Here is a 23,140-nt window from a genome sequence, read left to right as displayed (position 1 = left end):
GGACTAGAGTTCCGGCGGCATCTTTTTTCATTACATTTTCTTTACTATTCTAGTTTTGAGCATTTTTGGAAGTGTAAATATGCTATATTCATATATGATTTTAGAGGGGGGAAGACTATGAAGTTTTTAGGGAGTCTATTAGCTGTAAGTCTATTTTTCTTAGGGCTCTACAGCACAGACGCAGCTGCAGAATCTTTTAACGTTAAGATCGGAAATGAGAGTGTAGTTTTTCCTGACGCAAAACCTATTGTTCAAAATAATAGATTGTTAGTTCCGTTGAGACCGGTTTTTGAATCTATGAATGCCGATGTGAAGTGGAATCCTGACACAAACGCTGTTACCTCACAGCTATCGAAATATGGTACAACAGCTAAACTAGCATTAAACACACAATCACCTTTTTTAGAAAAGCAATATAGCAATAAATACTACATTCAGCAATCTGACGTTAAGCCGGTTGTCATCAATAATCGTACATACATACCGCTTCGTTTAGTTGGAGAAGCATACGGATATGACGTGCTCTGGAATGGCAGTACGAATACAGCAACTTATAAAGAAACAGGTTCACTTCATTTAGCAGATCCAACTTATAAAACACATTTGTCTACTGCATCAATCAGTAAGCAAAACGTTTATGAGCTTGAAACTTTCTTTTCCGTGAACAAATACCGTTCAAGTTATGGTAAGAAAGAGTTAGCTTTGAACCCAACATTAAGTAATGTGGCGAGAGAAAAATCACGTGACATGCTTGTGAAAAATTATTTTGACCACACATCACCAACATACGGATCGCCTTTTGATATGATGAAGCAGTTTGGCATTTCGTACACTTCTGCAGGTGAAAACATTGCCGCAGGGTATACGACAACAAGTGCCGTTATGACAGGGTGGATGAACAGTCCGGGTCACAAGGCAAACATTTTAAGTGATAATTTTACACAAATCGGTGTTGGTTATATTAATGGAACGACTGGTTATAAAACATATTGGACGCAGATGTTTATCAGACCGTAAATAATAGGTGATCATTTAGCAGCACTGCTACAAGCAGTGCTGTTTTTATTTATAAGAATGGTAGAATTAACATAGAGGAGATGCGGGGAATTGAAGAAAAAACTATCTTTATTAATCATAATTGCATTTTTAGTTGGCTGTGTACCATTTAAGGAAGAAACCACAGACAATATTTTTTTAATCCCAGAAGGATTTGATGGGGCTATTTTGGTATTTTACAATGTTCCTAAAGAGTCGAAATTTAAAAAAGAAGATGGATTTTCTGTTATTCCAGTTGAACTTAAGGTATCCGAAGCTTTAGCAGGAACAGATATGGCAGTTTACGGTGCAGCTTTTACTTCTGAGTCAGAAAAGCCAGGTTCGCTAACGGTTAATGATAAATACTTCTATGTTAATGAAAATGGTAAGCGCACAAAAGTAAAAGAGGGATGTGCCAGTTATAGCGGTGGTGGAGGTTTTTCGGGAGATCGTGAAGGTGGAATAACTTATGAAGTTACCTATATCACCACTACGGGTTGTGGGGAATCCTTTTACCTGAATGGTAAAGAAAAACATGATATTCAGCACAACGAAGTCAGTAAAGAATGGAATTCATATTTTGGAGATTAAAAACACCCCAAATACAAATATTGGGGTGTCTTTGACCTTAATAGGCTCTTCATTATTTTTTATATTTCTCCAAAACCGACTCTGTAACTGACTTCACATCACCATTACTCTTTTTCGCCTCAGCATACCTCTCATAATCTTCAGCTGAAACCTCTAACAAAAAGCTCTTCGGGAAAATATAAGGCTTTCCTTGGTCCTGTTCATCCATGTTGTTCAGCACTTCAAGTTCATCTTCGTTTTCCTTGTTGCGGTCAGGGTCATAAACAAACATCTTCCCATACTCTTCTTCCACACTTTTATTCACGTTGATAAAATACTTCATTCAAAACACTCCTGTTTTTTGATTATGTAAATGTTATTCCCTAGACACGTAATAATCAGACATGAAAAGGTACAGAACGGGAAAATAACTTATGAAAATTGTACAAGCAGGACTCGGCATAATTCGAACTTTGTCCCGATAAGATGTAGAGAGGGCCTGGCACGGCGGGCTTATCAAACGGAAAGGGAGTTGAAAGAAATGAAAACTGCAGGTTCCTGGTCTCATTCCTTAAAATTTCTTTTGTTCAGTGCAGTTGGTATTTTCATGTTCTTCATTCCGATTACGGTCAAAGGAAAGTCGTCTATTCCGCTGGATCACCTTGTGACGTGGGTAAGAGATACAGCAGGTGAAGCGGTTCCGCTCTATGCATTGCTCGTCATTCTTCTAGGGGCTGTTTATCCGTTCTACACGAAAACGTGGAACAAAGACCGAGTAACAACCACGTTCTCGATATTAAAAGTTGTGGGATTAATCGCGGCTGTTCTTCTTTATTTTGAATGGGGTCCTGGCTGGTTAAGCGACCCGAACATGGGGCCGTTTTTATTTGAAAAACTTGTGATTCCAGTAGGGTTACTGGTTCCAATCGGAGCGGTGTTCTTAGCGTTTATTGTAGGTTATGGTTTGATGGAGTTCATCGGAGTGCTCGTTCAAAAAATAATGCGTCCGATCTGGAAAACGCCGGGCAGGTCTGCGGTAGATGCCGTTGCCTCATTTGTCGGCAGTTATTCCATCGCTCTTCTCATCACAAACCGCGTTTTTAAAGAAGGAAAGTATACGGTAAAAGAAGCGACCATTATCGCGACAGGGTTCTCTACCGTTTCTGCAACGTTCATGATCGTTGTGGCAAACACGCTCGGTCTGATGGAAATGTGGAACACGTACTTCTGGACGACACTTGTCGTGACATTCCTCGTAACTGCGATCACTGTTCGAATCCGTCCTTTAAGCCGAATGGATGATACGTACTACAGGGGCGAAGGTCATCCGGAGGAAGTGGTAAGCGAGAAATATCTGCAAACCGCGTGGAGAAACGCGATGGATTCATCACAGAATGCTCCTGCATTTTTGACCAATATCTGGTCCAACTTAAAAGACGGATTCGTGATGGCGATGAGTATATTGCCATCCATTATGAGCGTCGGTTTGATTGGCCTTTTGTTAGCAGAATACACGCCTGTATTTGACTGGATTGGCTACGTGTTCTATCCAATCACATGGGCGCTTCAGCTTCCGGATGCGATGCTTGCAGCGAAAGCGGCGTCAATCGGAGTAGCTGAGATGTTCCTGCCGGCATTGCTTGTTGCTGAAGCGGCACTTGTAACGAAATTCGTAATCGGAGTTGTTTCTGTAGCTTCTATCTTATTCTTCTCAGCAAGTATTCCATGTGTGTTGTCTACAGAAATTCCGGTGAGTTTGCCGAAGCTTGTGCTGATCTGGTTTCAGCGTACGGTGTTGGCGTTAATCTTAACCACACCACTGGCTTATCTGCTTCTATAAAAAATAGATTCGTAAGGGTGCTGCTGAGTGTTTGAGCAGCACCTTTTTTATGTTGTTTAGTAATCTAGTACTATTTTCTAAAATTATCAAAATATATCTTTATTTTTCCAGTAATTATTGTATGATAATGAAGCAGTGATATGAATGGAATGGGGAGAAGAAAGAGTTGAAAAGGAAATTCAGTTCATTATTTTTAATGGCAGTATTAATGTTTAGTATTTTTCCTTTTACTAGTTTTGCAAACGAAGACTATCCGACTTATGAAAGTTTATCGGTAAGTCCGCAAGAAGCGAAAATAAACGAACAGGTCTGGTTTGATCTTTACGCACCGGATTCGGCTTATTTTATGCTAGAAGCACGCCTTACGTATTTATCTCCGCAGGGGGAAGAGCATGTAATCGAATTAGCTGGTCCGGATCATTGGACAGGCCAGTTTACAGCCACTTCATTTGACGAAGTTGGAACATGGCAGCTTCAAAGTATTTATTTATATGATGACAGCTACAACAGCAGTACTTTTACGCGCGAACAAATCGATCAGCCTGAGAATTATGATTTTACGATATTGAATGAAGTGAAAGAAATCGATGTAACAGCTCCGACTGTGGATGCTATTACTTTTGAAAAAGAGCAAGTTCAAGCAGGCGATTTTACAAAAATTACAGTTTCAGCGAGTGATGATACAGGAGTAGAGTGGATTACACTCGGCTTATACAATACAGCAGGTCGCGGCTACGATTACGTGACTGACTTTGTAAAAACAGAAGATGGAATGTTTGAAGCAACTTGGTGGGTTCCGCAATACACAGACCCAGGAGAGTGGAAAGTAGACTGGGTTTATGCGGGTGATGCGGTAGGAAATCAGTACAACTGGGATGACTATATGGGTGACTACCCAGCGTCCTTTGACACCATTCAAGTGTTAAACGACAATCCGGACAATACGGCACCAACGGTTTCCAGCATTCAATTTTCAAACGGGGTTGTTGAGGCAGGGCAAGAAAATACACTTCAGCTTGAAGCAGAAGATGATTTGTCTGGAATCAACTATCTTTCAGTTGAACTGAGAAATGAATTTGGACAAAGACTTTTTATAGACGGGATCTATCGAAGTGAAGATGGTTACTGGACGAGCAACTTTGTTGTTCCTTCTTATATAAAAAATTCAACGTATAAAGTTTGGAATGTGTACACACAGGACAACGCAGGAAATGTGGATCATCAGTTTTATGAAGAAGAGTATCCGGCTGAGTTTGGTACATTTGAAGTCGTAAATGCAAATGAAGATACAAATGCACCAGTCGTTCAATCTGTAACGTTTGAAAAAGATTCAATGGTGACAGAAGATACGAACGTAGTAAGAGTAGCCGCAACGGATGATAATACCGGTATTGAAAGCATTGAAATCTTTATGAAGAGTCCAACAGGTAAAGGACTGACGAGTTCATACCTTTATCCGGATGAAGAAGGTAACTTTATGGGAGAGTTCTCTATTCCGCCATACACAGAACCAGGTGAGTGGAGAGTTTCTCAGATCATCGCGAGAGACTTTGCAGGGAACATTTTAGATGAAACATATAAAGCTGAAAATTATCCAGAATCATTTGGAACATTTAACGTGGAAAACACTGAATTTGATTTTACGCCGCCTACAATTAATAAAGTGATCTTCCAAACACCGGAAGTGAAAGGCAGCGAAGAAGCTGAATTAACGATTTACGCAGAAGATTCTCAAACGGTTCCAGCATTTGTTGAAGTTGAACTGGTGAGCCCGAGCGGTCAGCAAGTCTTGACAGGCAACACCGACTATTTAGATGAGAGCGGATTGATGCATATTACAGTTCCGGTTCCTGGTGATGCAGAACACGGAGTGTGGCTTGTTAAACAAGTGAAGATCATTGACATCGCTGGAAACGAAGCGGTTTACACTTACAGCGCTGATGACTACCCGGCTGATTTTGGCAAGTTGTTTGTGAATAACGATACCGTTGCACCGAATGCGCCATTAGTTGATGAAGTTAGTGATAGGGATACAATGGTAAAAGGAACAGCGGAACCACTTTCGACAATTGCTATATTAGTAGACGGTGAATTGCTGGCAGATGGGCAAGCGGCTGAAGATGGGACGTTTACAGCTGAAATTCCAGTTCAAAAAGCTGGAACTGTACTGGAGGTAACGTCTACTGATGCAGCTGGCAACCAATCGGAAGTGGCAACTGTAACCGTAGCAGACAAAACAGCTCCTGAAGCACCAGTTGTGACGACAGTGACAAAGGAAACTGTTGCTGGAACGGCAGAGGCTGGATCGATCGTGTATGTAAAAGATGCTGACGGGAATGTAATGGCTTCCGCTTCAGCAGACGAAAAAGGAAACTTCCTAGTAAAGATTGAAAAACAGAAAAATCATGCTGCTATTTATGTAAGTGCAACTGATTTAGCTGGGAATGAAAGTGAAAAAGTTGAGATTATAGTAAAAGAAGCACGATAAATAATAAAAAACCAGCGGGAGTGAGAGTGCTCCTGCTGGTTTTTCTGTTTTAACTAATTATTTTGATATCCCGTACTGTTCTTTCCTTCTGATCCGCCGTGCTCGAATCTCCTCAACAGCACCACATCCTAATAGAACCCCTGAAATGATAAGCAAAAAGCCTAATATGTGCTGAAATCCGATTTTTTCATTTAAGAATAATGAGGCACCGACTAGTGCGAAGAATGGATTTAAGTTAATAAAGATGGATGCTTCGGATGCTCCAATTTTACCGATTGCCTCGTTATAAAGCATGTGTCCCACCGCTGTTGCAATACAGGCAGAAGCAAAGTAGACCAGCCAAAGCGAAACCGTTGAATTTTCAACAACTCCCGCAAATCCTGCAGGCTCTTCAAATAGTCCGATCACGATCAAGAACAGCGAACCGATGACCATCATATAACCTGTCATCAAACGGGGATCGAGCGTGTGCGCCACGCGTTTGATCAAGATGAAACTTACAGCTTGAGTGAGCACGGATAAAAGAATATAAGCATCTCCGAACGAAATCCCCGTAACCTCACTGCCTTCAAGGACGATGAAAGCAACTCCGGTGAACCCTAACAACAGACCAATTCCGCGCAGCGGTGTTAAAGGTGTACCGATAAAAAGGATAGCCAGAATTGTCGTAAGAAGCGGTGACATTCCCATTATTAATCCGCCGTTTGTTGCTGTTGTACCTGTTAATCCGATCGACAAGTAATAGTGATGGGCAACAACATTAAAAATTGAGGCGACAAAAACGTACCAGAATTCCTTTTTGGTCAGCCATCGGACTTTTTTTATTAAAAATAGAAGCAGAAATACGGTTAATCCAGCTGTTAATACGCGGATGCCTGTGATGGTAACAGGCAAAAAGTTCGTAACGAGAATTTTGGTCGCCGTTACGTTCAAACCCCACGCGATCATAACAAAGAATAATATCAAATACGTTCGGTATGGTTTCATCATGTCATCTTCTTTCTTCTGCTTTTACTTAACGAAGTAAAGTATTAAAATGATTTTAGTTTCAATTGTACCTTATTGGAAGAATTTTTAAAGAGAAAAAGCTTGGAATTATAAGATTAAGGCGAAATGACTAATTTTACTGGAGATAAGCAGAACTTTTACTGCTCTTATTCAGAACTTGCTATAGTAAGAGAAACATTCAGAAAAGCGGTGAGATCAACGATGAAAAAAGTGAATCCATATGTACTGCTTGTTGTGGCTACTTTAATATGGGGAGGAAATTTCGTGATCGGACGTGCGATTACGAGCAGTTTGCCGCCCGTTTCACTGTCCTTTTTGCGCTGGTGCACAGCATTCCTTATCTTTCTGCCGTTTGTATGGCCGTTGCTTAAAAAGGAATGGCCAATAGTTAAGAAAAAGTGGCACATTGTACTGCTTATGGCGGTCACTGGGGTGGCCGGATTCAACACGCTCTTATACATTGCTCTTCATTACACGACTTCTATAAACGCATCCCTTGTTAATACTTCAACACCAATTATTATCTATATGCTGTCCTTTTTCATGCTGGGTGAACGGTTGAACCGCAACCAGATTATCGGAACCGTGCTTTCATTGGCGGGGCTGCTTATTATTATTTCTCAAGGCTCACTTAATGTCTTGCTGAAGTTTTCATTTAACGCAGGTGATCTGATTGTGATATTAGCAGTTATCTGCTGGAGCATTTATTCACTATTGGTAAAACAAAATGCTGGAAAATTACCAGGATATAGTACCTTTTCTGTGTCGATGGTTCTTGGTATATTTATTCTGCTTCCTTTCTTTATACAGGAGGCGAGAACGACTGAAATCGTATGGTCGGCAGGTTCCATATTGACGATCCTTTATACAGGTGTTTTTGCCTCTATTGTTGCATTTATGTCATGGAACACAGCAGTAGAACGAGTCGGACCGAATAAAGCAGGAATTTTTCTTAACTTGATTCCGGTGTTTGCGGCGATTTTTGCTGTACTATTTATCGATGAAAAACTTGCCTGGTACCAAGCGTTAGGCGGAGTATTTGTGATATTCGGTGTCTATATCTCAACTCGTTTGACTAAGATAGAACAGCAGCGGAAAAAGACCGCATAGGTATATGGGGGTAGGGATCTGACCCCTACCCCCACCCCTATCCATTAAATTGGATTATTTTACAAATTTATGAAACTATTTTCCTTTCATGATCGTATCTAGTATTGCAGGATATGTTAGAGGGATAGGATAGGAGGAGCTATGGCTATACACACGCTAGAACTTAAAAATTTGACGAAAAAGATTAAGAACAAGACAATCGTTGATGATTTATCTTTCTCTGTCAGAGAAGGTGAGATCTTTGGATTGCTCGGACCTAATGGTGCTGGGAAGACCACGACGATCCGTATGATTGTAGGACTTATTTCGATCACGGACGGTGATGTTTTTATAAATGGCACCAATGTTCGGGGAAACTATGAAAAAGCGATGGAGCAAGTTGGGGCGATCGTTGAAAACCCTCAGCTCTATGATTTTATGTCAGGCTACAAAAACTTGATGCAGTATGCGCGAATCATGACTAGTGTTACGAAGGAAAGAATCGATGAAGTGATTAAGCTCGTAGACTTGGAGTATGCGATTCACGACAAAGTAAAAACATATTCACTTGGAATGAGGCAGCGTCTTGGTGTCGCGCAGGCACTTTTACATAAGCCGAACGTGTTGATCTTAGACGAGCCTACAAACGGACTTGATCCACAAGGAATCTATGATTTGAGAAACTATTTGCGTCTGCTTGCGAACAACGGGACGTCCGTTATCGTTTCTTCTCATATGCTTGCTGAGATGCAGATGATGTGCGACCGCGTTGCGATTATTCAGCATGGAAAGCTTGTTCGAATTGATGAAATCACCAACCAGGAAGATGAAGCAGATGTAAAAGTTCATTTCCAGATTGAGGGTGATTTAACACAAGCAAAACAAGTTCTTTCTGACATGAATCCTGAGCTAGCTGTGGCGGAAAGCGGGAACGAACTGATTGTTCAAACTTCGAATGTAAAATCCATTGCAGAGATAAACAAACAGCTTGTTCTTGCAGGTGTTCTCGTTATTGGTATTCAACGCAAAACGAAGACGCTTGAAGAGCGATTCCTAGAGATGACAAAGAAAGGGGGCGATCTGAATGAAGTGGCTGTCCCTGTTAACGAATGAATGGATTAAGATCTTTAGCAGAATCAGAACGTGGATTTTTATCGCACTTCCTATTTTAATAATTATCGGTGTCGCGGTTTACGATAAAGTGACGACTGATGCTGAAGTGAACGAAAACTGGAAGCAAGAACTCTCTCAGCAAATGGAAGACGATAAAAAGGCGCTAGAAGATGCAAAGAAGGATGGCGGCGATGATTTCTATGTCGACATGCTCGAAAGCAATATTAAGCAGAACGAGTACGCCATTGAAAACGACATTTCGCCTTATGAAAAAACAACGTGGAAGTACATGAAAGAAATGGCTCCGATCTCATCCTTAATCGGATTATTTGTAATCGTTGTTGCAAGTGATATCGTTTCAAGCGAGTTTTCAAAAGGAACGATTAAAATGCTGCTGATTCGCCCGTACAGCAGGTGGAAGATTTTATTATCGAAGTTCCTCGCAACGCTAGGCTTTGCGTTTGTCATGTGGCTTGTAGTTATTGCGACAACTTGGCTCGTAGGCGGTTTCGCATATGGATTTGGCGGCATTGATCAGTCGTACTTGGTCGTTACAGATAATCAGGAAGTACGAGAACGAACAGTTGTAGAATATGTATTTGCGAACATCGGTGTAGAATTTATTGAATTAACTGCACTAGTCGCATTATCGTTCATGATCTCCACACTCTTCATGAGTAACTCTGTCGCGATTGGTGTTGCGATGTTTACGATGTTTGCAGGGAACACGATCGTTATGCTCCTCGCGAACAAAGATTGGATCATTTACACACTGTTTGCAAACATGGACCTCAGTACATTGATCGATGGGCAAAACCAGCTGATTAAAGATCTGACGCTGCCGTTTTCCATCAGTATGCTCGCGATTTATACAGCAGTGATGCTCGCCATCACATTCACCGTCTTTCAAAAGCGCGATGTGAAGGCTTAATAGTAAAATCGTAGGGGACAGACCCGGGTCTGTCCCCCTAATTTTTAAGAGGCAAATAGGTACTTTGAGCGTAAAAGAGAAACTTTGAGCGAAACTAAAGGCATTTTGAGCGTAGCGGAATAATATTGAGCGTAACTCAGCTTTTTTGAGCGTAGCCTAATGATTTTGAGCGTACGTGTAACAGATATAAGAACACGTACCGTAAAAACACCCTAAAAGGACAGGAGATACCGAATCTCCTGTCCTTTCTTTATATTTCTCCTATCCATTTATTCTCTCTATATAACGAGTTAAGCTTCCTGTGACTGAAACTGATCTTCTTCCGTCGATCCTTTTAATGCTGTTGTAGAAGCAGTACCACCGGAAACGAGCTGTGTTACTTCATCAAAGTAGCCTGTTCCAACCTCACGCTGGTGGCGTGTTGCTGTATAACCGTCGACTTCACTATCAAACTCGCGCTGCTGCAGCTCAGAATATGCTCCCATTCCACGAGCTTTGTAGCCTTTTGCCAATTCAAACATGCTGTGATTCAGCGCGTGGAAGCCAGCCAATGTTACGAACTGGAACTTGTAGCCCATTGCGGCCAGCTGCTGCTGGAACGTTTCAATCGTCGCATCATCCAGCTTCTTTTTCCAGTTGAACGATGGGGAGCAGTTGTAAGCTAATAGTTTGCCAGGGAACTGTTCATGAATCGCATCTGCAAACTTTTGAGCCTGTTCTAAGTTTGGTTCAGATGTCTCACACCAGATTAAATCAGCATATGGTGCATAAGCTAAACCGCGTGCGATCGCTTGATCCAGACCAGCTTTTGTACGGTAAAATCCTTCAGCTGTACGCTCACCAGTAATGAACTCCTGGTCAACCGGATCGATATCGCTCGTGATCAAGTCAGCTGCATCAGCATCTGTACGGGCGATAAGTACAGTCGGAACACCCATCACGTCAGCTGCCAAACGAGCCGAAATCAAATTCTTAACCGCCGTTTGTGTAGGAAGCAATACTTTCCCGCCTAGATGTCCACATTTTTTCTCAGAAGACAACTGATCTTCAAAGTGAACAGCGGAAGCGCCAGATTCGATCATGCCTTTCATTAATTCGAACACATTCAGCTGCCCGCCAAACCCGGCTTCAGCATCCGCTATAATTGGCAAGAAGTAATCCACTTCATTCCCGCCTTCTAAATGCTGAATCTGATCCGCACGCTGAAGAGCAGAGTTAATACGTTTTACCACGTGTGGCACAGAGTTCGCAGGATACAAACTTTGGTCCGGATACATGTTTCCAGAAAGGTTGGCGTCTGCTGCGACCTGCCAACCGCTTAAGTATACGGCTTTCAGACCTGCCTTAGCCTGTTGAACCGCCTGATTTCCCGTTAAAGCCCCTAAAGCGTTTACATATGTTTTATTTTGAAGCATGTTCCAGAATTTTTCGGCACCATGTTTTGCAAGGGTATGTTCAATATCGATCGATCCGCGTAAACGGATAACCTCTTCAGCTGTATAAGGGCGGCTCACACCTTGCCAGCGCTCCTCATTTTTCCACATTTCCTTAAGCTTCTCCACACGTGAATTACTCATTAGTCCCTCTCCTTATTGTCTTATTTTTTAGTAAACAATCACGTTATAAAATGTCATAGCCTCTGTTAGTCAGGAAATCTTGAAACTCATCTTCACGAATTAGTTCATCAAACAGCACGACAGCTTCCATAAACCGGCCGTTATTGAATGAATCCTCACTCATTTGCTGCTTCAACTTTTGGACCTCTTCTAACTTTAGCTGCTCTACCAGTTCGAATGTAACTTTACGGCCATCGCTTAAAACACCTTTCGGATGGCGAATCCATTGCCACACTTGTGCCCGTGAAATCTCAGCCGTAGCCGCATCTTCCATCAGGTGATTGATTGGCGCTGCGCCTTTTCCTCTCAGCCATGAAGCGATGTATTGAATGCCGACACTTATGTTGACGCGCAAGCCTTCTTCCGTAATTTCACCTTCTGGTACAGCCACTAAATCGTCAGCCGTTACAACAACATCTTCACGTTTGCGGTCAATCTGATTTGGCTGCGGCATAATTCGGTCGAACACTTCCTTAGCAACAGGTACGAGTCCTGGATGGGCAACCCATGTTCCGTCATGGCCATCAGTAGCCTCGCGTTCTTTGTCGGCCCGCACTTTTTCAAATGCAGCCGCATTTGCTTTTTCATCATATTTAATCGGAATTTGTGCAGCCATCCCGCCAATTGCAGGTGCATTCCGTTTGTGGCACGTCTTAATCGCAAGAAGAGAATACGATCTCATGAATGGTACAGTCATCGTAACAAGTGAACGGTCAGGCAAAATTACGTGCGGCTGATTGCGGAACTTCTTAATATAGCTGAAAATATAATCCCAGCGTCCGCAGTTCACGCCTGCCGAATGATCGCGCAATTCATATAAAATCTCATCCATCTCAAATGCCGCAACGATGGTTTCAATTAGTACAGTCGCTTTAATCGTACCCCTAGGAATACCCAGCTGTTCCTGCGCGTAGATGAACACATCATTCCAGAGCCGCGCTTCTAAGTGACTTTCCATCTTAGGAAGATAAAAATAAGGACCAGAACCGTTTTCGATCAGCGTTTTTGCATTGTGATAAAAATAAAGTCCAAAATCTACTAAACTGCCAGACATTAGTTCACCGTCGACAACAATATGTTTTTCTTCTAAATGCCAGCCGCGGGGACGAACGATTAGTACAGCTGGATTTGGCCCAAGTTCGTATTTTTTCCCGTTTGGCCCTTCAAAAGAAATCGTCCGGTTGACCGCGTCCTTAAGATTAATCTGACCCTCAATTGTATTTTCCCAAGTCGGTGAGTTGGAGTCTTCTAAGTCAGCCATGAAAACTTTTGCGCCGGAATTCAGAGCATTGATGATCATCTTCCGGTCAACAGGTCCTGTAATTTCAACCCGGCGGTCTTGAAGATCCTGAGGAAGTGGAGCGATCGTCCAATTGCTGTTGCGGATATGCTCTGTTTCACTCAGAAAGGTGGGGAATACCCCAGAATCAATTTCCTTTTGCTTAATCTTTCGCTTTTCCAGAAGTTCTTTTCGCGTTGAATTAAACTGCAGATGAAGCGATTTTAAGAAGAGAATTGCACCAGGTGTTAAGATCTTTTCATATTCGGGCGGGGTATTTCCTGTTACATGAAGGCTTGACGTATCAATTTTCACTTTTAGCGACATTCCTTTCTGATTATGTTATTGAACAGACGGAACCGATATCTTTTGTTATATAACAGTATGTGTAAAAAAATTTACCTTTCGTGTTTTCCGATACAGCGTTCGCACTCATAAAGGTAAGATTCATGCTGCTCCTCGATCACACATCCACACTCTGTACAAGTTTTCTTTGGAATATTGAAGTGAAGCTCAAGATAGTTTTTCATTTTAAATTCCTCCTGTTTTTTTGTTTGATTTGATTATAATGCATTGTATTATAACAGATTATATTTTGCAACAACTGTTTTATAACATTTTTCGGTTTTTTCGCAAAATAAGTCATCTGCCCTAGTTTTTTATTGGCTTTTATCCATATTTTTATAAAAAATAGAGACTTAAAAACTGTTGTAGTACAGTGAATGAATCAGAAATTGGGAGCTCTATTTGAATTTTTAGAAAATAACGCTTACAATGAACTCATTCAAAGTAAACGTGGTGATTTTATTGAAAATAGATGATACAGATCGAAAAATATTAGAGTTGCTGACTCAAGATGGAAGAATGTCTTATGCAGAGATCGGTAAAGAGCTGAATCTTTCCCGAGTTTCTGTTCGGGAGCGCGTGAACCAGATGAGAAAAGCAGGAGTTATTGAAAAGTTCAGCGTCGTCATTGATTCAGAAGCTGCAGGTAAAACAGTCTCAGCGTTTTTCGAAGTAGACTGTGAACCGGCATACCTCGTAAAAGTAGCGGAAAAGCTCGTGAATAATCCAAGTGTAGCCAGCTGCTATCAGATGACAGGGCCGAGTACCTTACATATGCACGTATTAGTGGAAGACTTTCCTTCATTGGAGAAATTCATAAACAATGAACTCTATGGAATCAAAGGCATTTCCAGAGTGGAATCACATATTCTATTAAGAAGATTCAAGAGCAGATCTGGATTAAAACTATAATAAAAGAATGATAGAAAAAGGTGAGGCTGCATGCCAGTAGTTTAGGCGTGCGGCCTTTCTTTTTTTAGCCTTCATTTGTCGGAAAGTCTATAAATGAAGAATTACGGCCTGGAAATAAATTTTACAGCCTAGAAAAATAAATTACGGCCTATAATTAAAAATTACAGCTTAAAATCAAAGATTAAGGCCTGGAAACCAATCGACCGGCTTCATACCACCTATCAAATCCCTCGGAACTTTCTTTTATAAGTAAAAATAACTACATTTTACGTTCTACTAGGACAAAATTCCGCACACTCTATCAAAATTTGTAAGAACATAGTCGTGATTTTATTTTGTTTATAAAAACGTATAGAAAATATTCTGAATATATTTTATAATCAGAAACAATATTAAAACCGTTTGTTAATTCAAATTACGATTTCGATTAACAAACGGAATGTAAATGTACGTAATGCAATCGAAAAGTTAAAAAAAGGGGAGAGGTGAAGAGGAAATGGCAGGCTTGATTGTAAGGCGGGTTTTCCAGCTAGTGCTTTTGTTAATAGGCATTTCATTTATCGTTTTCATGAGCATGCACATTGCACCTGGAGATCCTGCGAGTATCATAGGCGGACCAACCGCAACCCAGGAAGATGTAGAGGCAATAAGAGAAAACCTTGGTTTGAACCAACCATTGCTTACCCAATATTTTGATTACTTACGAGGTATCTTTACAGGGGACTTAGGATTCTCCTATCAAACGAAACAAGCAGTGTCAGAAGCAATCATCGATCGGTTTCCAAACACACTGAATCTAGCGATCGCAAGTATTATCGTTGCAATCGTAATCGGAGTAACAACAGGCATTATATCTGCATTAAAACATAACACATGGTTTGACGGATTAAGCACTGTCATCGCATTAGGAGGCATCTCCATACCTAACTTTTGGCTGGGCGCTATATTGATCCTTATTTTCGCCGTCAACCTGCAGTGGTTTCCTGTAGGGGGACTTACCGAACCGTTCTGGACGATCGAAGGAATGAAACAGCTTGCACTTCCAGCCACAACACTTGGTACAGGTTCAGCTGCTATGATCGCTCGAATGAGCCGGTCAGCGATGCTCGAAGTCATCCGGGCAGATTATGTAAGAACAGCCAGAGCAAAAGGCGTTCGCGAAAAAACAGTAATCATGATGCACTGTCTAAGAAATGCCATGATACCAGTCATTACGGTAATCGGCCTAAACTTCGGATTCCTGCTTGGAGGCACTATCATTACAGAATCTGTTTTTGCCATTAATGGGGTAGGAAGGCTCATGATTGAATCGATCGCCGCTCGTGACTTTCCGATGGTACAAGGTTCGGTTCTTCTCGTAGCGACACTTTTCGTTTTAGTAAACCTTATTGTCGATATCGTGTATGCCTTTATCGATCCGAGAATCAGTTACGAATAAAAGTGAAGGGGGGATAACATGTCAACGGAAGTGGTTACACAGCAATTGCCAGCACATAAGAAAAAGAAAGAATTTGCCCTGTTAAAAACGTGGAAACGATTGATCAAAAATAAAATGGCGATTGTTGGACTAGCGATCATCGCTTTACAACTATTTATGGCTCTTGCGGCGCCAGTAATCGTTGGGGTAGATCCGAACAAGCAGAACTTGGAACTGAGTGAATTGCCGATTGGAACAGAAGGCCACTGGCTAGGAACGGATAATTACGGCCGGGATATTTGGAGCAGAATCGTATACGGGGCAAGAATCTCGTTGCTTGTCGGGATCGGCGCGGTAAGTCTAGGACTGATTGGCGGCGTGATCCTCGGACTCCTATCTGGTTATTACAGAAGACTAGACGGCATCATTATGAGATTTGTAGATTTAATGTTTGCCTTCCCAGGTATTCTACTAGCCATGTTAGTTATCGCCATCTTAGGGACAAGCCTTGTGAATGTCGTCATTGCGATCAGTATTTGGTCCATTCCAACTTGTGCAAGGATTGTAAGAGGAAGTGTTCTCTCTATCAAAAAACAAGAATACATCATTGCTATGAAATCTCTTGGTGCCAGCGATCTTCGTATCATGTTCAAGCATGTACTGCCAAACTGTGCAGCGCCTATCATCGTTTTTGCCACAATGAGAATGGCAACAGCGATTCTATCAACCGCATCATTAAGTTTCCTAGGATTAGGTGCACAGCCTCCAACTCCTGAATGGGGAGCGATGATTGCTGCAGGACAAGAGTATATGTGGACATCGCCTCATATGATCGTCGTTCCCGGTATAGCGATCATGCTCGTTGTATTTGCATTTAATGTAGTCGGCGACGCTCTTCGCGACGCTTTAGATCAAGGAATGAGTTTGGATAAATAAAAGGGGGAGATTACAAATGGGAAAAAAGTGGTTTACTAGCTTGCTAACGGTTCTTTTTGTATTGTCTTTGGCTTTAACGGGTTGCAGCAGCAGTTCTTCATCAGGCGGAAGTGCTGGTGATGCTGATCAAGAGCTAACCTATGCAACAACCTCGAAAGTTGTAGGGCTTTCTCCAATTCTTACGAATGATTCTGTATCATCTACTGTTATCGAGCAAATCTATGAAACGCTATTTGTCCGCGACAGCAAAGGTGAAATTGTTCCTCACCTTGCAGAATCCTATGAAAATCCTGATGAAAATACATGGGTAATCAAGCTAAAGAAAGATATTAAATTCCATGATGGAACACCTTTTAATGCAGAATCGGTGAAATACACGTTCGATAAGCTAAAAGATCCTGCAACTGCTGCACCGCGTGCCTCTCTTTTAGCACCTGTTTCATCTATCGAAGTTCAGGACGAGCATACCGTCGTTTTAAAAACAGAAAAGCCGTACGGTCCGATGCTTGCTGCTCTAACGCACTCAAATGCTGCCATCGTTTCACCGACAGCTGACAAAAAACAAGATCTTATGAAAGACCCTGTTGGAACAGGACCGTTCAAGTTTTCTGAAAAAGTAAACGGTGATGACATTGTACTCGTGAAGAATGAAGATTACTGGCAAAAGCCTGCTAAGCTGGAGAAGATTACGTTTACGGTTGTTCCAGAGGTATCAACAGCCATATCTATGCTGCAGACTGGAAAAGTTCAATTGATTGACGCGTTAGCACCTGAACTTATGCCGCGCTTAGAAAAAATTAAGAACGTTGAAACACAAACAGTAGATGGAACACCGGTTTATTATCTGGCATTCAACATGGAAAAAGCGCCAATGAACGATCTGAAATTCAGACAGGCTGTATCACATGCGATCAACCGTGAAGGCTATCTGAAAAAACTGAACGGACTAGGCGTTTACTCCAACACCTTCATTGGCCCAGAAGTATTCGGACATCCGAAAGACGATAAAGGACCTAAGTTTGATCAAGAAAAAGCAAAAGAACTCGTTAAAGCGAGCGGGTTTGATAAAAAAGAAGTCAAGATGCTTGTGGCGAACACAGCATCATACATGAACATGGCAGAAGTCATTCAAGCTCAATTAAAAGAAGTCGGTATTCCAGCCAAGATCGAAACACTTGAATGGGGTACATATCTCGATGTATCCAAGACAGGTGACTTTGATATCACGATTGCCGGCTGGTCGAATGTAACAGGTGACGGAAGTGAACTATTGTTCCCGCGTCTGCATTCAGCGAACATTGATGCAACAAACTTAAGCCGTTATAAAGATGCTGAACTAGACAAGCTGATCGAACAATCTCGCTCTGTTGTCGATCAGGAACAGCGCCACGAGATTTTAACAAAAGCGGATGAATACGTCATGACACAGCTGCCGGTACTGCCGATCTACCATGGGATCGCATCAGCTGCTTTCGATAAATCTGTTAAAGGCTTTAAGATGGAACCTACAGGACAGTGGTCACTATACAGCGTTCATAGAGAGTAGGGATAACGATGAAAGATACTGTGTTAGAAGTGACAAATCTAGTAACAAAGTTTAAGTCTGCGGACGGTCTTTTGCCAGCTGTCCGCGGCGCCTCTTTTTCATTAAAAAAAGGAGAAACGCTCTGCATCGTTGGAGAATCAGGCTGTGGTAAAAGTATCACAGCCCTTTCCATCATGGGGCTTCTGCCTTCAAACGGACGTATAACAGATGGTTCAATCTCGTTTAATAATAAGAACTTAGCTTCTATGTCTCCAAAAGAAATGCAGAAGCTGCGCGGAAATGATGTTTCTATGATTTTTCAGGAACCGATGACAGCTTTAAACCCTGTATTTACAGTTGGATTTCAGATTCGTGAACCTTTGATGATCCATCAGAAACTTTCCAAGAAACAAGCACATGCAAGAGGTATCGAGCTTTTGAAGATGGTAGGAATTCCGTCACCAGCAGAACGGATGAACCAATTTCCGCATGAATTAAGCGGTGGGATGAGACAGCGGGTCATGATCGCGATCGCTTTATCCTGTAATCCATCCTTGCTGATTGCAGATGAGCCGACAACCGCCCTTGATGTAACGATACAGGCGCAGATCATCGATTTGCTGAACGATCTGAAAGAACAGTTAGACATGAGCATGATCATGATTACGCATGACATGGGTGTTGTGGCTGAGATCGCTGACCGTGTCATCGTTATGTATGCAGGAGAAGTGATAGAAGAAGGACGGGTAGAAGAAATTTTTGAAAACCCGCAGCATCCATACACAAAAGGACTCTTGTCCTCTGTGCCAAATGTAGATGATCCTGATTTTGAACTGAAACCGATAGCGGGATCGATGCCGATGTTGAACGAAAAGATCAGCGGGTGCCGTTTTCATCCGCGTTGTCCGTATGCGTTTGAAAAGTGTTTCAGTGAATCACCAAAGACTTTTTCCGTAACAGATAAACAGAACGTACGATGCTGGCTGCAAGGGGAGGTAGGACAGAATGGCGGTAGACGAGCAAGTTCTCTATAGTGTAAAAAATGTAAAGAAGCACTTTCCCATAAAAGGCGGTTTGCTTCAACGAGTAAAAAGCCATGTGAAGGCAGTCGATGGAATTACCCTGGATATTTATAAAGGAGAAACCCTGGGTGTCGTCGGTGAGTCGGGCTGCGGAAAATCAACACTGGGGCGAACGATCCTTGGGCTTGAATCTCTCACAGAAGGAGAACTTGTCTTTAACGGGAATAACATCAGTAAGTACTCAGCACGCCAGTTAAAGCCGTTCAAAAAAGAGATGCAGATGATCTTTCAAGATCCGTACGCTTCTCTTAACCCAAAACAGCGGATTGGCGATGCTCTAGAGGAAGCCTTAATTATTCATACAGACCTTCCGGCACGGGAAAGAAGAGAGAAAGTGATCAAGCTTTTAAACGAAGTAGGTTTAAAAGAAGACCATTATGAGCGTTATCCGCATGAGTTCAGCGGTGGTCAGCGTCAGCGCATCGGCATCGCACGTGCGATCTCCATCAATCCTTCTTTTATCGTATGTGATGAACCCGTTTCCGCACTTGATGTTTCTGTACAGGCACAAGTTATTAAACTATTAAAAGATCTGCAGGAAAAGCACGCATTGACGTATTTGTTCGTTTCGCATGATTTGGGAGTCGTTCGTCACCTTTGTAACCGGGTGCTCGTCATGTATTTAGGACAGATGGTCGAACTAGCGCCTGTAAACAAGCTATATGAAAATCCGACACATCCTTATACGGAGGCGTTGTTGTCCGCCATTCCAAGGCCAGCTGTCGGACGAAAAAGAGAACGGATCCGTTTAACCGGTGATCTGCCGAGTCCTTCCAATCCGCCGACTGGCTGTCCGTTTCATACCCGTTGTCCCATCGCAAAAGATCATTGCGCAACAGAAAAACCGGCGTGGCGTCAAATTGATGACGGCCATTTTATCGCCTGTCATGAGAGGTGAAGAAGATGAATCAGACGAATCAAACATTACCGCATAAAAAACAAAACCTAACGTACAATGCACTGAACAACCCTTATTCTTCTCAGAGGATGACCGTTTACGCCAAAAAAGGCATGGTCGCAACGAGCCAGCCGCTAGCAGCACAGGCGGGACTTGATATTTTAAAAAAGGGCGGGAACGCGATTGATGCAGCCATCGCCACAGCCGCGTGTCTCACTGTTGTAGAACCGACATCAAACGGAATCGGGGGAGATGCTTTTGCACTCGTCTGGATGAACGGTGAACTGCATGGCTTGAATTCGAGCGGTCCTGCACCAAAAGGAATTTCCATTGAGGAAGTGAAGAAGGCTGGGTTTGACGCGATGCCAAAGTTTGGCTGGCTGCCCGTTACAGTTCCTGGCGCGCCGGCAGCATGGGCAGAGCTCTCCAGCCGGTTTGGAAAACTTTCATTAAAAGAAGTTCTCGAACCAGCTATTTCATATGCAGAAGAAGGCTACCCTCTTACACCGATCCTCGGAAAGTACTGGAAACGAGCTTATGAAACGTACAAGCGTGAATTAAAAGGTGATGAATTTGATAGCTGGTTCCAGACCTTTGCACCAGACGGGCGTGCTCCTGAAGTGGGTGAGATTTGGCGTTCGCCTGATCATGCACAGACTTTACGGGACATCGCAGAAACTAACGGCGAATCCTTTTATAGAGGAGCACTTGCACAAAAGATTGCCGAAGCTTCTGAAGTCCAAGGCGGATTTTTACGAAGTGAAGATCTAGCTTCTTTTTACCCTGAGTGGGTAGATCCCATTAAAGTGAACTATAGAGGATATGATGTGTGGGAGATTCCGCCGAACGGGCAAGGAATCGTTGCACTCATGGCATTGAATACGTTAAAAGGCTTTGATTTTACAGAAAAAGAATCAGCCGAAACGTACCATAAACAAATTGAAGCCATTAAACTCGGCTTTGCGGATGCAAAAAAATATGTAACTGATCGAACAAGAATGAGCGTCTCTGTTGAAGGGTTATTGTCTGAGGAGTATGCGGCAGTGAGACGTGAGTTGATCGGGGCTGAAGCCCTTCAGCCGGAACCAGGCATTCCGCCAAGTGGAGGAACGGTCTATTTAGCAACAGCAGATGACGAAGGGAACATGGTCTCATTTATCCAAAGCAATTACATGGGCTTCGGATCAGGCGTAGTTGTTCCAGGTACTGGCATCGGACTTCAGAACAGAGGCCATGATTTTTCATTAGACCCTAATCACGATAATGCACTGGAACCTGGTAAAAAAACGTATCATACGATCATCCCAGGATTTTTAACAAAAGACGGGGAAGCGGTCGGTCCGTTTGGTGTGATGGGTGGATATATGCAGCCTCAAGGCCACGTACAGGTCGTGATGAACACAGTAGATTTCCATTTAAACCCTCAAGCCTCACTGGATGCACCGCGCTGGCAGTGGATGGAGGATAAAAAAGTACTAGTTGAACGTTCATTGCCTGCTCATATTGCAGACGAACTTGCAAGAAAGGGGCACGATGTGCAGGTTGCGATGGATTCGGGGAACTTCGGCCGCGGACAGATCATATGGAGAGATCCAGATACAGGCGTGCTCGCCGGAGGAACAGAAGGAAGAACAGATGGCTCTATTGCTGCCTGGTAAAAAGACGAACCAAAACCAACCTAGAATAAAGGACTTGATAACATGACCTACCTTAATTTGTTCCTCGCCTTTTTCCGGTCAGGAATGCTTGGATATGGTGGAGGACCTTCTTCTATTCCCTTAGTCCATAAAGAAGTGGTCGGAAAATACAAATGGATGAACGATGAAGAGTTCGGAGATGTATTGGCGCTTGGAAACACGCTTCCAGGACCAATCGCAACCAAGATGGCAGGCTATATCGGATACCGTGTCGCCGGATTTCTCGGCCTCATTATCGCACTCCTGGCTACTATGCTCCCAACGATTATTCTCATGATTCTATTGTTGACATCTTTAAGAGATTATAAAGACCAACCATGGGTTCAAGGGATGACCAAAGGGGTTATACCGGTAGTTGCTGTCATGCTGGCCGTTTTAACTTGGCAGTTCGTTGATGCTTCGAAAAAGAGCCTTGGACTAAAAATCAGTTTGGTACACATATTTGCGGGTGTCTTGCTTTTGCAGTTTCTTGGCGTACATCCAGGCATCGTAATTGGATTATTACTCGCATATGCTTTATTTGGTCCAGTGAAAGAAAAGAAGGAAAACGTCGTACGTGTGCGGGAAGGAGAGAAAACAGGATGACATACTGGCACATCTTTCTCGCGTTTTTTATCCCAGGTATTTTAGGCTATGGCGGCGGTCCTGCTTCCATTCCCTTGATTGAAAATGAAGTGGTAGATCGTTACGAGTGGCTTTCGGTAACCGAATTTACAGAAGTATTGGCACTTGGTAACGCGCTTCCGGGACCAATCGCTACGAAAATGGCTGGCTATATCGGATTTCAGGAAGGCGGATGGCTTGGAGCATTGGTAGGTGTTTTTGCCACAGTTGCTCCCTCCCTTTTATTGATGGTAGCCTTTCTCGGACTCGTTTATAAATTTAAAGATTCCCCAAGAGTAAAGAACATGAGCACGTATGTAAAACCAACAATCGCTGTTTTGCTTGGAATAATGGCGTATCAATTCTTTTTCGAATCATTTACTGGTGTGGGCTGGATGCATACACTATTCTTGGCAGCAGTAAGCTTTTTATTGATGGAGAAGGTCAAAGTTTCTCCCGTGTTTGTTATTATTGGATCACTTGGATACGGAGCTGTTTTTTTAGCTTGATGGAAGGCGGAACCTGGATGAGGTTTCGTCTTTTTCAGTTTGGTGGCTTGAAGTTGTCGATCATTTTCGAAAATCGGATAAAATTTTTTATACGTGGATAAAATGCGGTTTACCATGGATAAAAATCGGGTTACCATGTAATAATCGTCCATCGAACTTTTTTGAAAAAAGATGAATAGAAATGTTAGTTTCAGGCGTTTTTCATAAGCCATTGCAGCAGTATTTTCTAAATACTGTATGATAAAAT

The 23,140-nt window shown here is 42.5% G+C and carries 21 protein-coding genes; 16 read left to right on the top strand and 5 right to left on the bottom strand.

Features of this window, described 5'->3' with window-relative positions:
• Positions 1-117 precede the first annotated feature (117 nt).
• Together ACFQ4X_RS14975 and ACFQ4X_RS14970 are read left to right on the top strand one after the other, a co-directional pair.
• Positions 118-1,017, top strand: coding sequence for a stalk domain-containing protein (locus ACFQ4X_RS14975; protein ID WP_379836455.1), 900 nt, complete (start codon positions 118-120; stop codon positions 1,015-1,017).
• 90 nt (positions 1,018-1,107) lie between these two features.
• Positions 1,108-1,626, top strand: a complete 519-nt coding sequence (locus ACFQ4X_RS14970; protein ID WP_379836453.1) for a DUF6843 domain-containing protein — start codon at positions 1,108-1,110, stop codon at positions 1,624-1,626.
• Positions 1,627-1,678: 52 nt separating this feature from the next.
• Here ACFQ4X_RS14970 and ACFQ4X_RS14965 read toward each other — a convergent pair whose 3' ends face one another.
• Positions 1,679-1,948 (bottom strand): hypothetical protein, encoded by a 270-nt coding sequence (locus tag ACFQ4X_RS14965; protein ID WP_379836451.1) that lies wholly within the window; start codon positions 1,946-1,948, stop codon positions 1,679-1,681.
• Between the two features lie 198 nt (positions 1,949-2,146).
• On the opposite strand from ACFQ4X_RS14965, the gene ACFQ4X_RS14960 reads away from it, so the two are divergent.
• Together ACFQ4X_RS14960 and ACFQ4X_RS14955 are read left to right on the top strand one after the other, a co-directional pair.
• Positions 2,147-3,445 (top strand): YjiH family protein, encoded by a 1,299-nt coding sequence (locus ACFQ4X_RS14960; protein WP_379836449.1) that lies wholly within the window; start codon positions 2,147-2,149, stop codon positions 3,443-3,445.
• A gap of 166 nt (positions 3,446-3,611) precedes the next feature.
• Entirely contained in the window at positions 3,612-5,933 is a 2,322-nt protein-coding gene (locus tag ACFQ4X_RS14955; protein WP_379836447.1) for an Ig-like domain-containing protein, read from the top strand.
• Between the two features lie 57 nt (positions 5,934-5,990).
• On the opposite strand, the gene ACFQ4X_RS14950 is transcribed toward ACFQ4X_RS14955, so the two are convergent.
• Positions 5,991-6,920 carry a DMT family transporter gene (locus ACFQ4X_RS14950; protein WP_379836445.1) on the bottom strand — a complete coding sequence of 310 codons (930 nt, stop codon included), beginning with the start codon at positions 6,918-6,920 and terminating at the stop codon, positions 5,991-5,993.
• A 126-nt stretch (positions 6,921-7,046) separates the two neighbouring features.
• On the opposite strand from ACFQ4X_RS14950, the gene ACFQ4X_RS14945 reads away from it, so the two are divergent.
• From ACFQ4X_RS14945 to ACFQ4X_RS14935, 3 genes are all read left to right on the top strand, one after another.
• Entirely contained in the window at positions 7,047-8,051 is a 1,005-nt protein-coding gene (locus ACFQ4X_RS14945; protein WP_379836443.1) for a DMT family transporter, read from the top strand.
• A 141-nt stretch (positions 8,052-8,192) separates the two neighbouring features.
• On the top strand, positions 8,193-9,143 hold the full coding sequence (locus tag ACFQ4X_RS14940; protein WP_379836441.1) for an ABC transporter ATP-binding protein: 951 nt from the start codon (positions 8,193-8,195) through the stop codon (positions 9,141-9,143).
• Positions 9,115-10,074 (top strand): ABC transporter permease, encoded by a 960-nt coding sequence (locus ACFQ4X_RS14935; protein WP_379836439.1) that lies wholly within the window; start codon positions 9,115-9,117, stop codon positions 10,072-10,074. The genes ACFQ4X_RS14940 and ACFQ4X_RS14935 overlap by 29 nt, the downstream gene beginning before the upstream one ends.
• Positions 10,075-10,364: 290 nt before the next feature.
• Here ACFQ4X_RS14935 and aceA read toward each other — a convergent pair whose 3' ends face one another.
• The 3 genes from aceA to yhfH form a co-directional block, all read right to left on the bottom strand.
• Positions 10,365-11,651: an isocitrate lyase gene (gene aceA / locus ACFQ4X_RS14930; protein WP_379836436.1), complete on the bottom strand. Its 1,287-nt coding sequence runs from the start codon at positions 11,649-11,651 to the stop codon at positions 10,365-10,367.
• Positions 11,652-11,694: 43 nt separating this feature from the next.
• Positions 11,695-13,296 (bottom strand): malate synthase A, encoded by a 1,602-nt coding sequence (aceB, locus tag ACFQ4X_RS14925; RefSeq protein WP_379836434.1) that lies wholly within the window; start codon positions 13,294-13,296, stop codon positions 11,695-11,697.
• A gap of 71 nt (positions 13,297-13,367) precedes the next feature.
• The gene (yhfH, locus tag ACFQ4X_RS14920; RefSeq protein ID WP_077360517.1) at positions 13,368-13,499 is read right to left on the bottom strand and encodes a protein YhfH; all 132 of its coding nucleotides are present in this window, start codon (positions 13,497-13,499) and stop codon (positions 13,368-13,370) included.
• A gap of 277 nt (positions 13,500-13,776) precedes the next feature.
• On the opposite strand from yhfH, the gene ACFQ4X_RS14915 reads away from it, so the two are divergent.
• The 9 genes from ACFQ4X_RS14915 to ACFQ4X_RS14875 all read left to right on the top strand — a co-directional run bounded on the left by ACFQ4X_RS14915 (position 13,777) and on the right by ACFQ4X_RS14875 (position 22,893).
• On the top strand, positions 13,777-14,226 hold the full coding sequence (locus ACFQ4X_RS14915; protein ID WP_066293718.1) for an Lrp/AsnC family transcriptional regulator: 450 nt from the start codon (positions 13,777-13,779) through the stop codon (positions 14,224-14,226).
• Positions 14,227-14,722: 496 nt separating this feature from the next.
• The gene (gene nikB / locus ACFQ4X_RS14910; protein WP_379836431.1) at positions 14,723-15,664 is read left to right on the top strand and encodes a nickel ABC transporter permease; all 942 of its coding nucleotides are present in this window, start codon (positions 14,723-14,725) and stop codon (positions 15,662-15,664) included.
• A gap of 18 nt (positions 15,665-15,682) precedes the next feature.
• Positions 15,683-16,579, top strand: coding sequence for an ABC transporter permease (locus ACFQ4X_RS14905; RefSeq protein WP_379836429.1), 897 nt, complete (start codon positions 15,683-15,685; stop codon positions 16,577-16,579).
• Positions 16,580-16,595: 16 nt separating this feature from the next.
• The gene (locus ACFQ4X_RS14900) at positions 16,596-18,125 is read left to right on the top strand and encodes a glutathione ABC transporter substrate-binding protein (protein ID WP_379836427.1); all 1,530 of its coding nucleotides are present in this window, start codon (positions 16,596-16,598) and stop codon (positions 18,123-18,125) included.
• A gap of 8 nt (positions 18,126-18,133) precedes the next feature.
• Complete coding sequence (locus ACFQ4X_RS14895) at positions 18,134-19,138, top strand: ABC transporter ATP-binding protein (RefSeq protein WP_379836425.1); 1,005 nt, start codon at positions 18,134-18,136, stop codon at positions 19,136-19,138.
• Positions 19,110-20,084, top strand: coding sequence for an ABC transporter ATP-binding protein (locus ACFQ4X_RS14890; protein ID WP_379836423.1), 975 nt, complete (start codon positions 19,110-19,112; stop codon positions 20,082-20,084). Before ACFQ4X_RS14895 ends, ACFQ4X_RS14890 begins: the two co-directional genes overlap by 29 nt.
• A gap of 5 nt (positions 20,085-20,089) precedes the next feature.
• Positions 20,090-21,742, top strand: a complete 1,653-nt coding sequence (locus ACFQ4X_RS14885; protein ID WP_379836421.1) for a gamma-glutamyltransferase family protein — start codon at positions 20,090-20,092, stop codon at positions 21,740-21,742.
• 42 nt (positions 21,743-21,784) lie between these two features.
• Positions 21,785-22,366 (top strand): chromate transporter, encoded by a 582-nt coding sequence (locus ACFQ4X_RS14880; RefSeq protein ID WP_379836419.1) that lies wholly within the window; start codon positions 21,785-21,787, stop codon positions 22,364-22,366.
• Positions 22,363-22,893 carry a chromate transporter gene (locus ACFQ4X_RS14875; RefSeq protein WP_379836417.1) on the top strand — a complete coding sequence of 177 codons (531 nt, stop codon included), beginning with the start codon at positions 22,363-22,365 and terminating at the stop codon, positions 22,891-22,893. Before ACFQ4X_RS14880 ends, ACFQ4X_RS14875 begins: the two co-directional genes overlap by 4 nt.
• Positions 22,894-23,140: the final 247 nt, after the last annotated feature.

Origin of the sequence: Fictibacillus halophilus (assembly GCF_042680145.1) — a bacterium.
Lineage (GTDB): Bacteria > Bacillota > Bacilli > Bacillales > Fictibacillaceae > Fictibacillus > Fictibacillus halophilus_A.
The sequence above is the reverse complement of the archived record's forward strand: the minus strand, read 5'-3'. Positions and strand labels throughout refer to the sequence as shown.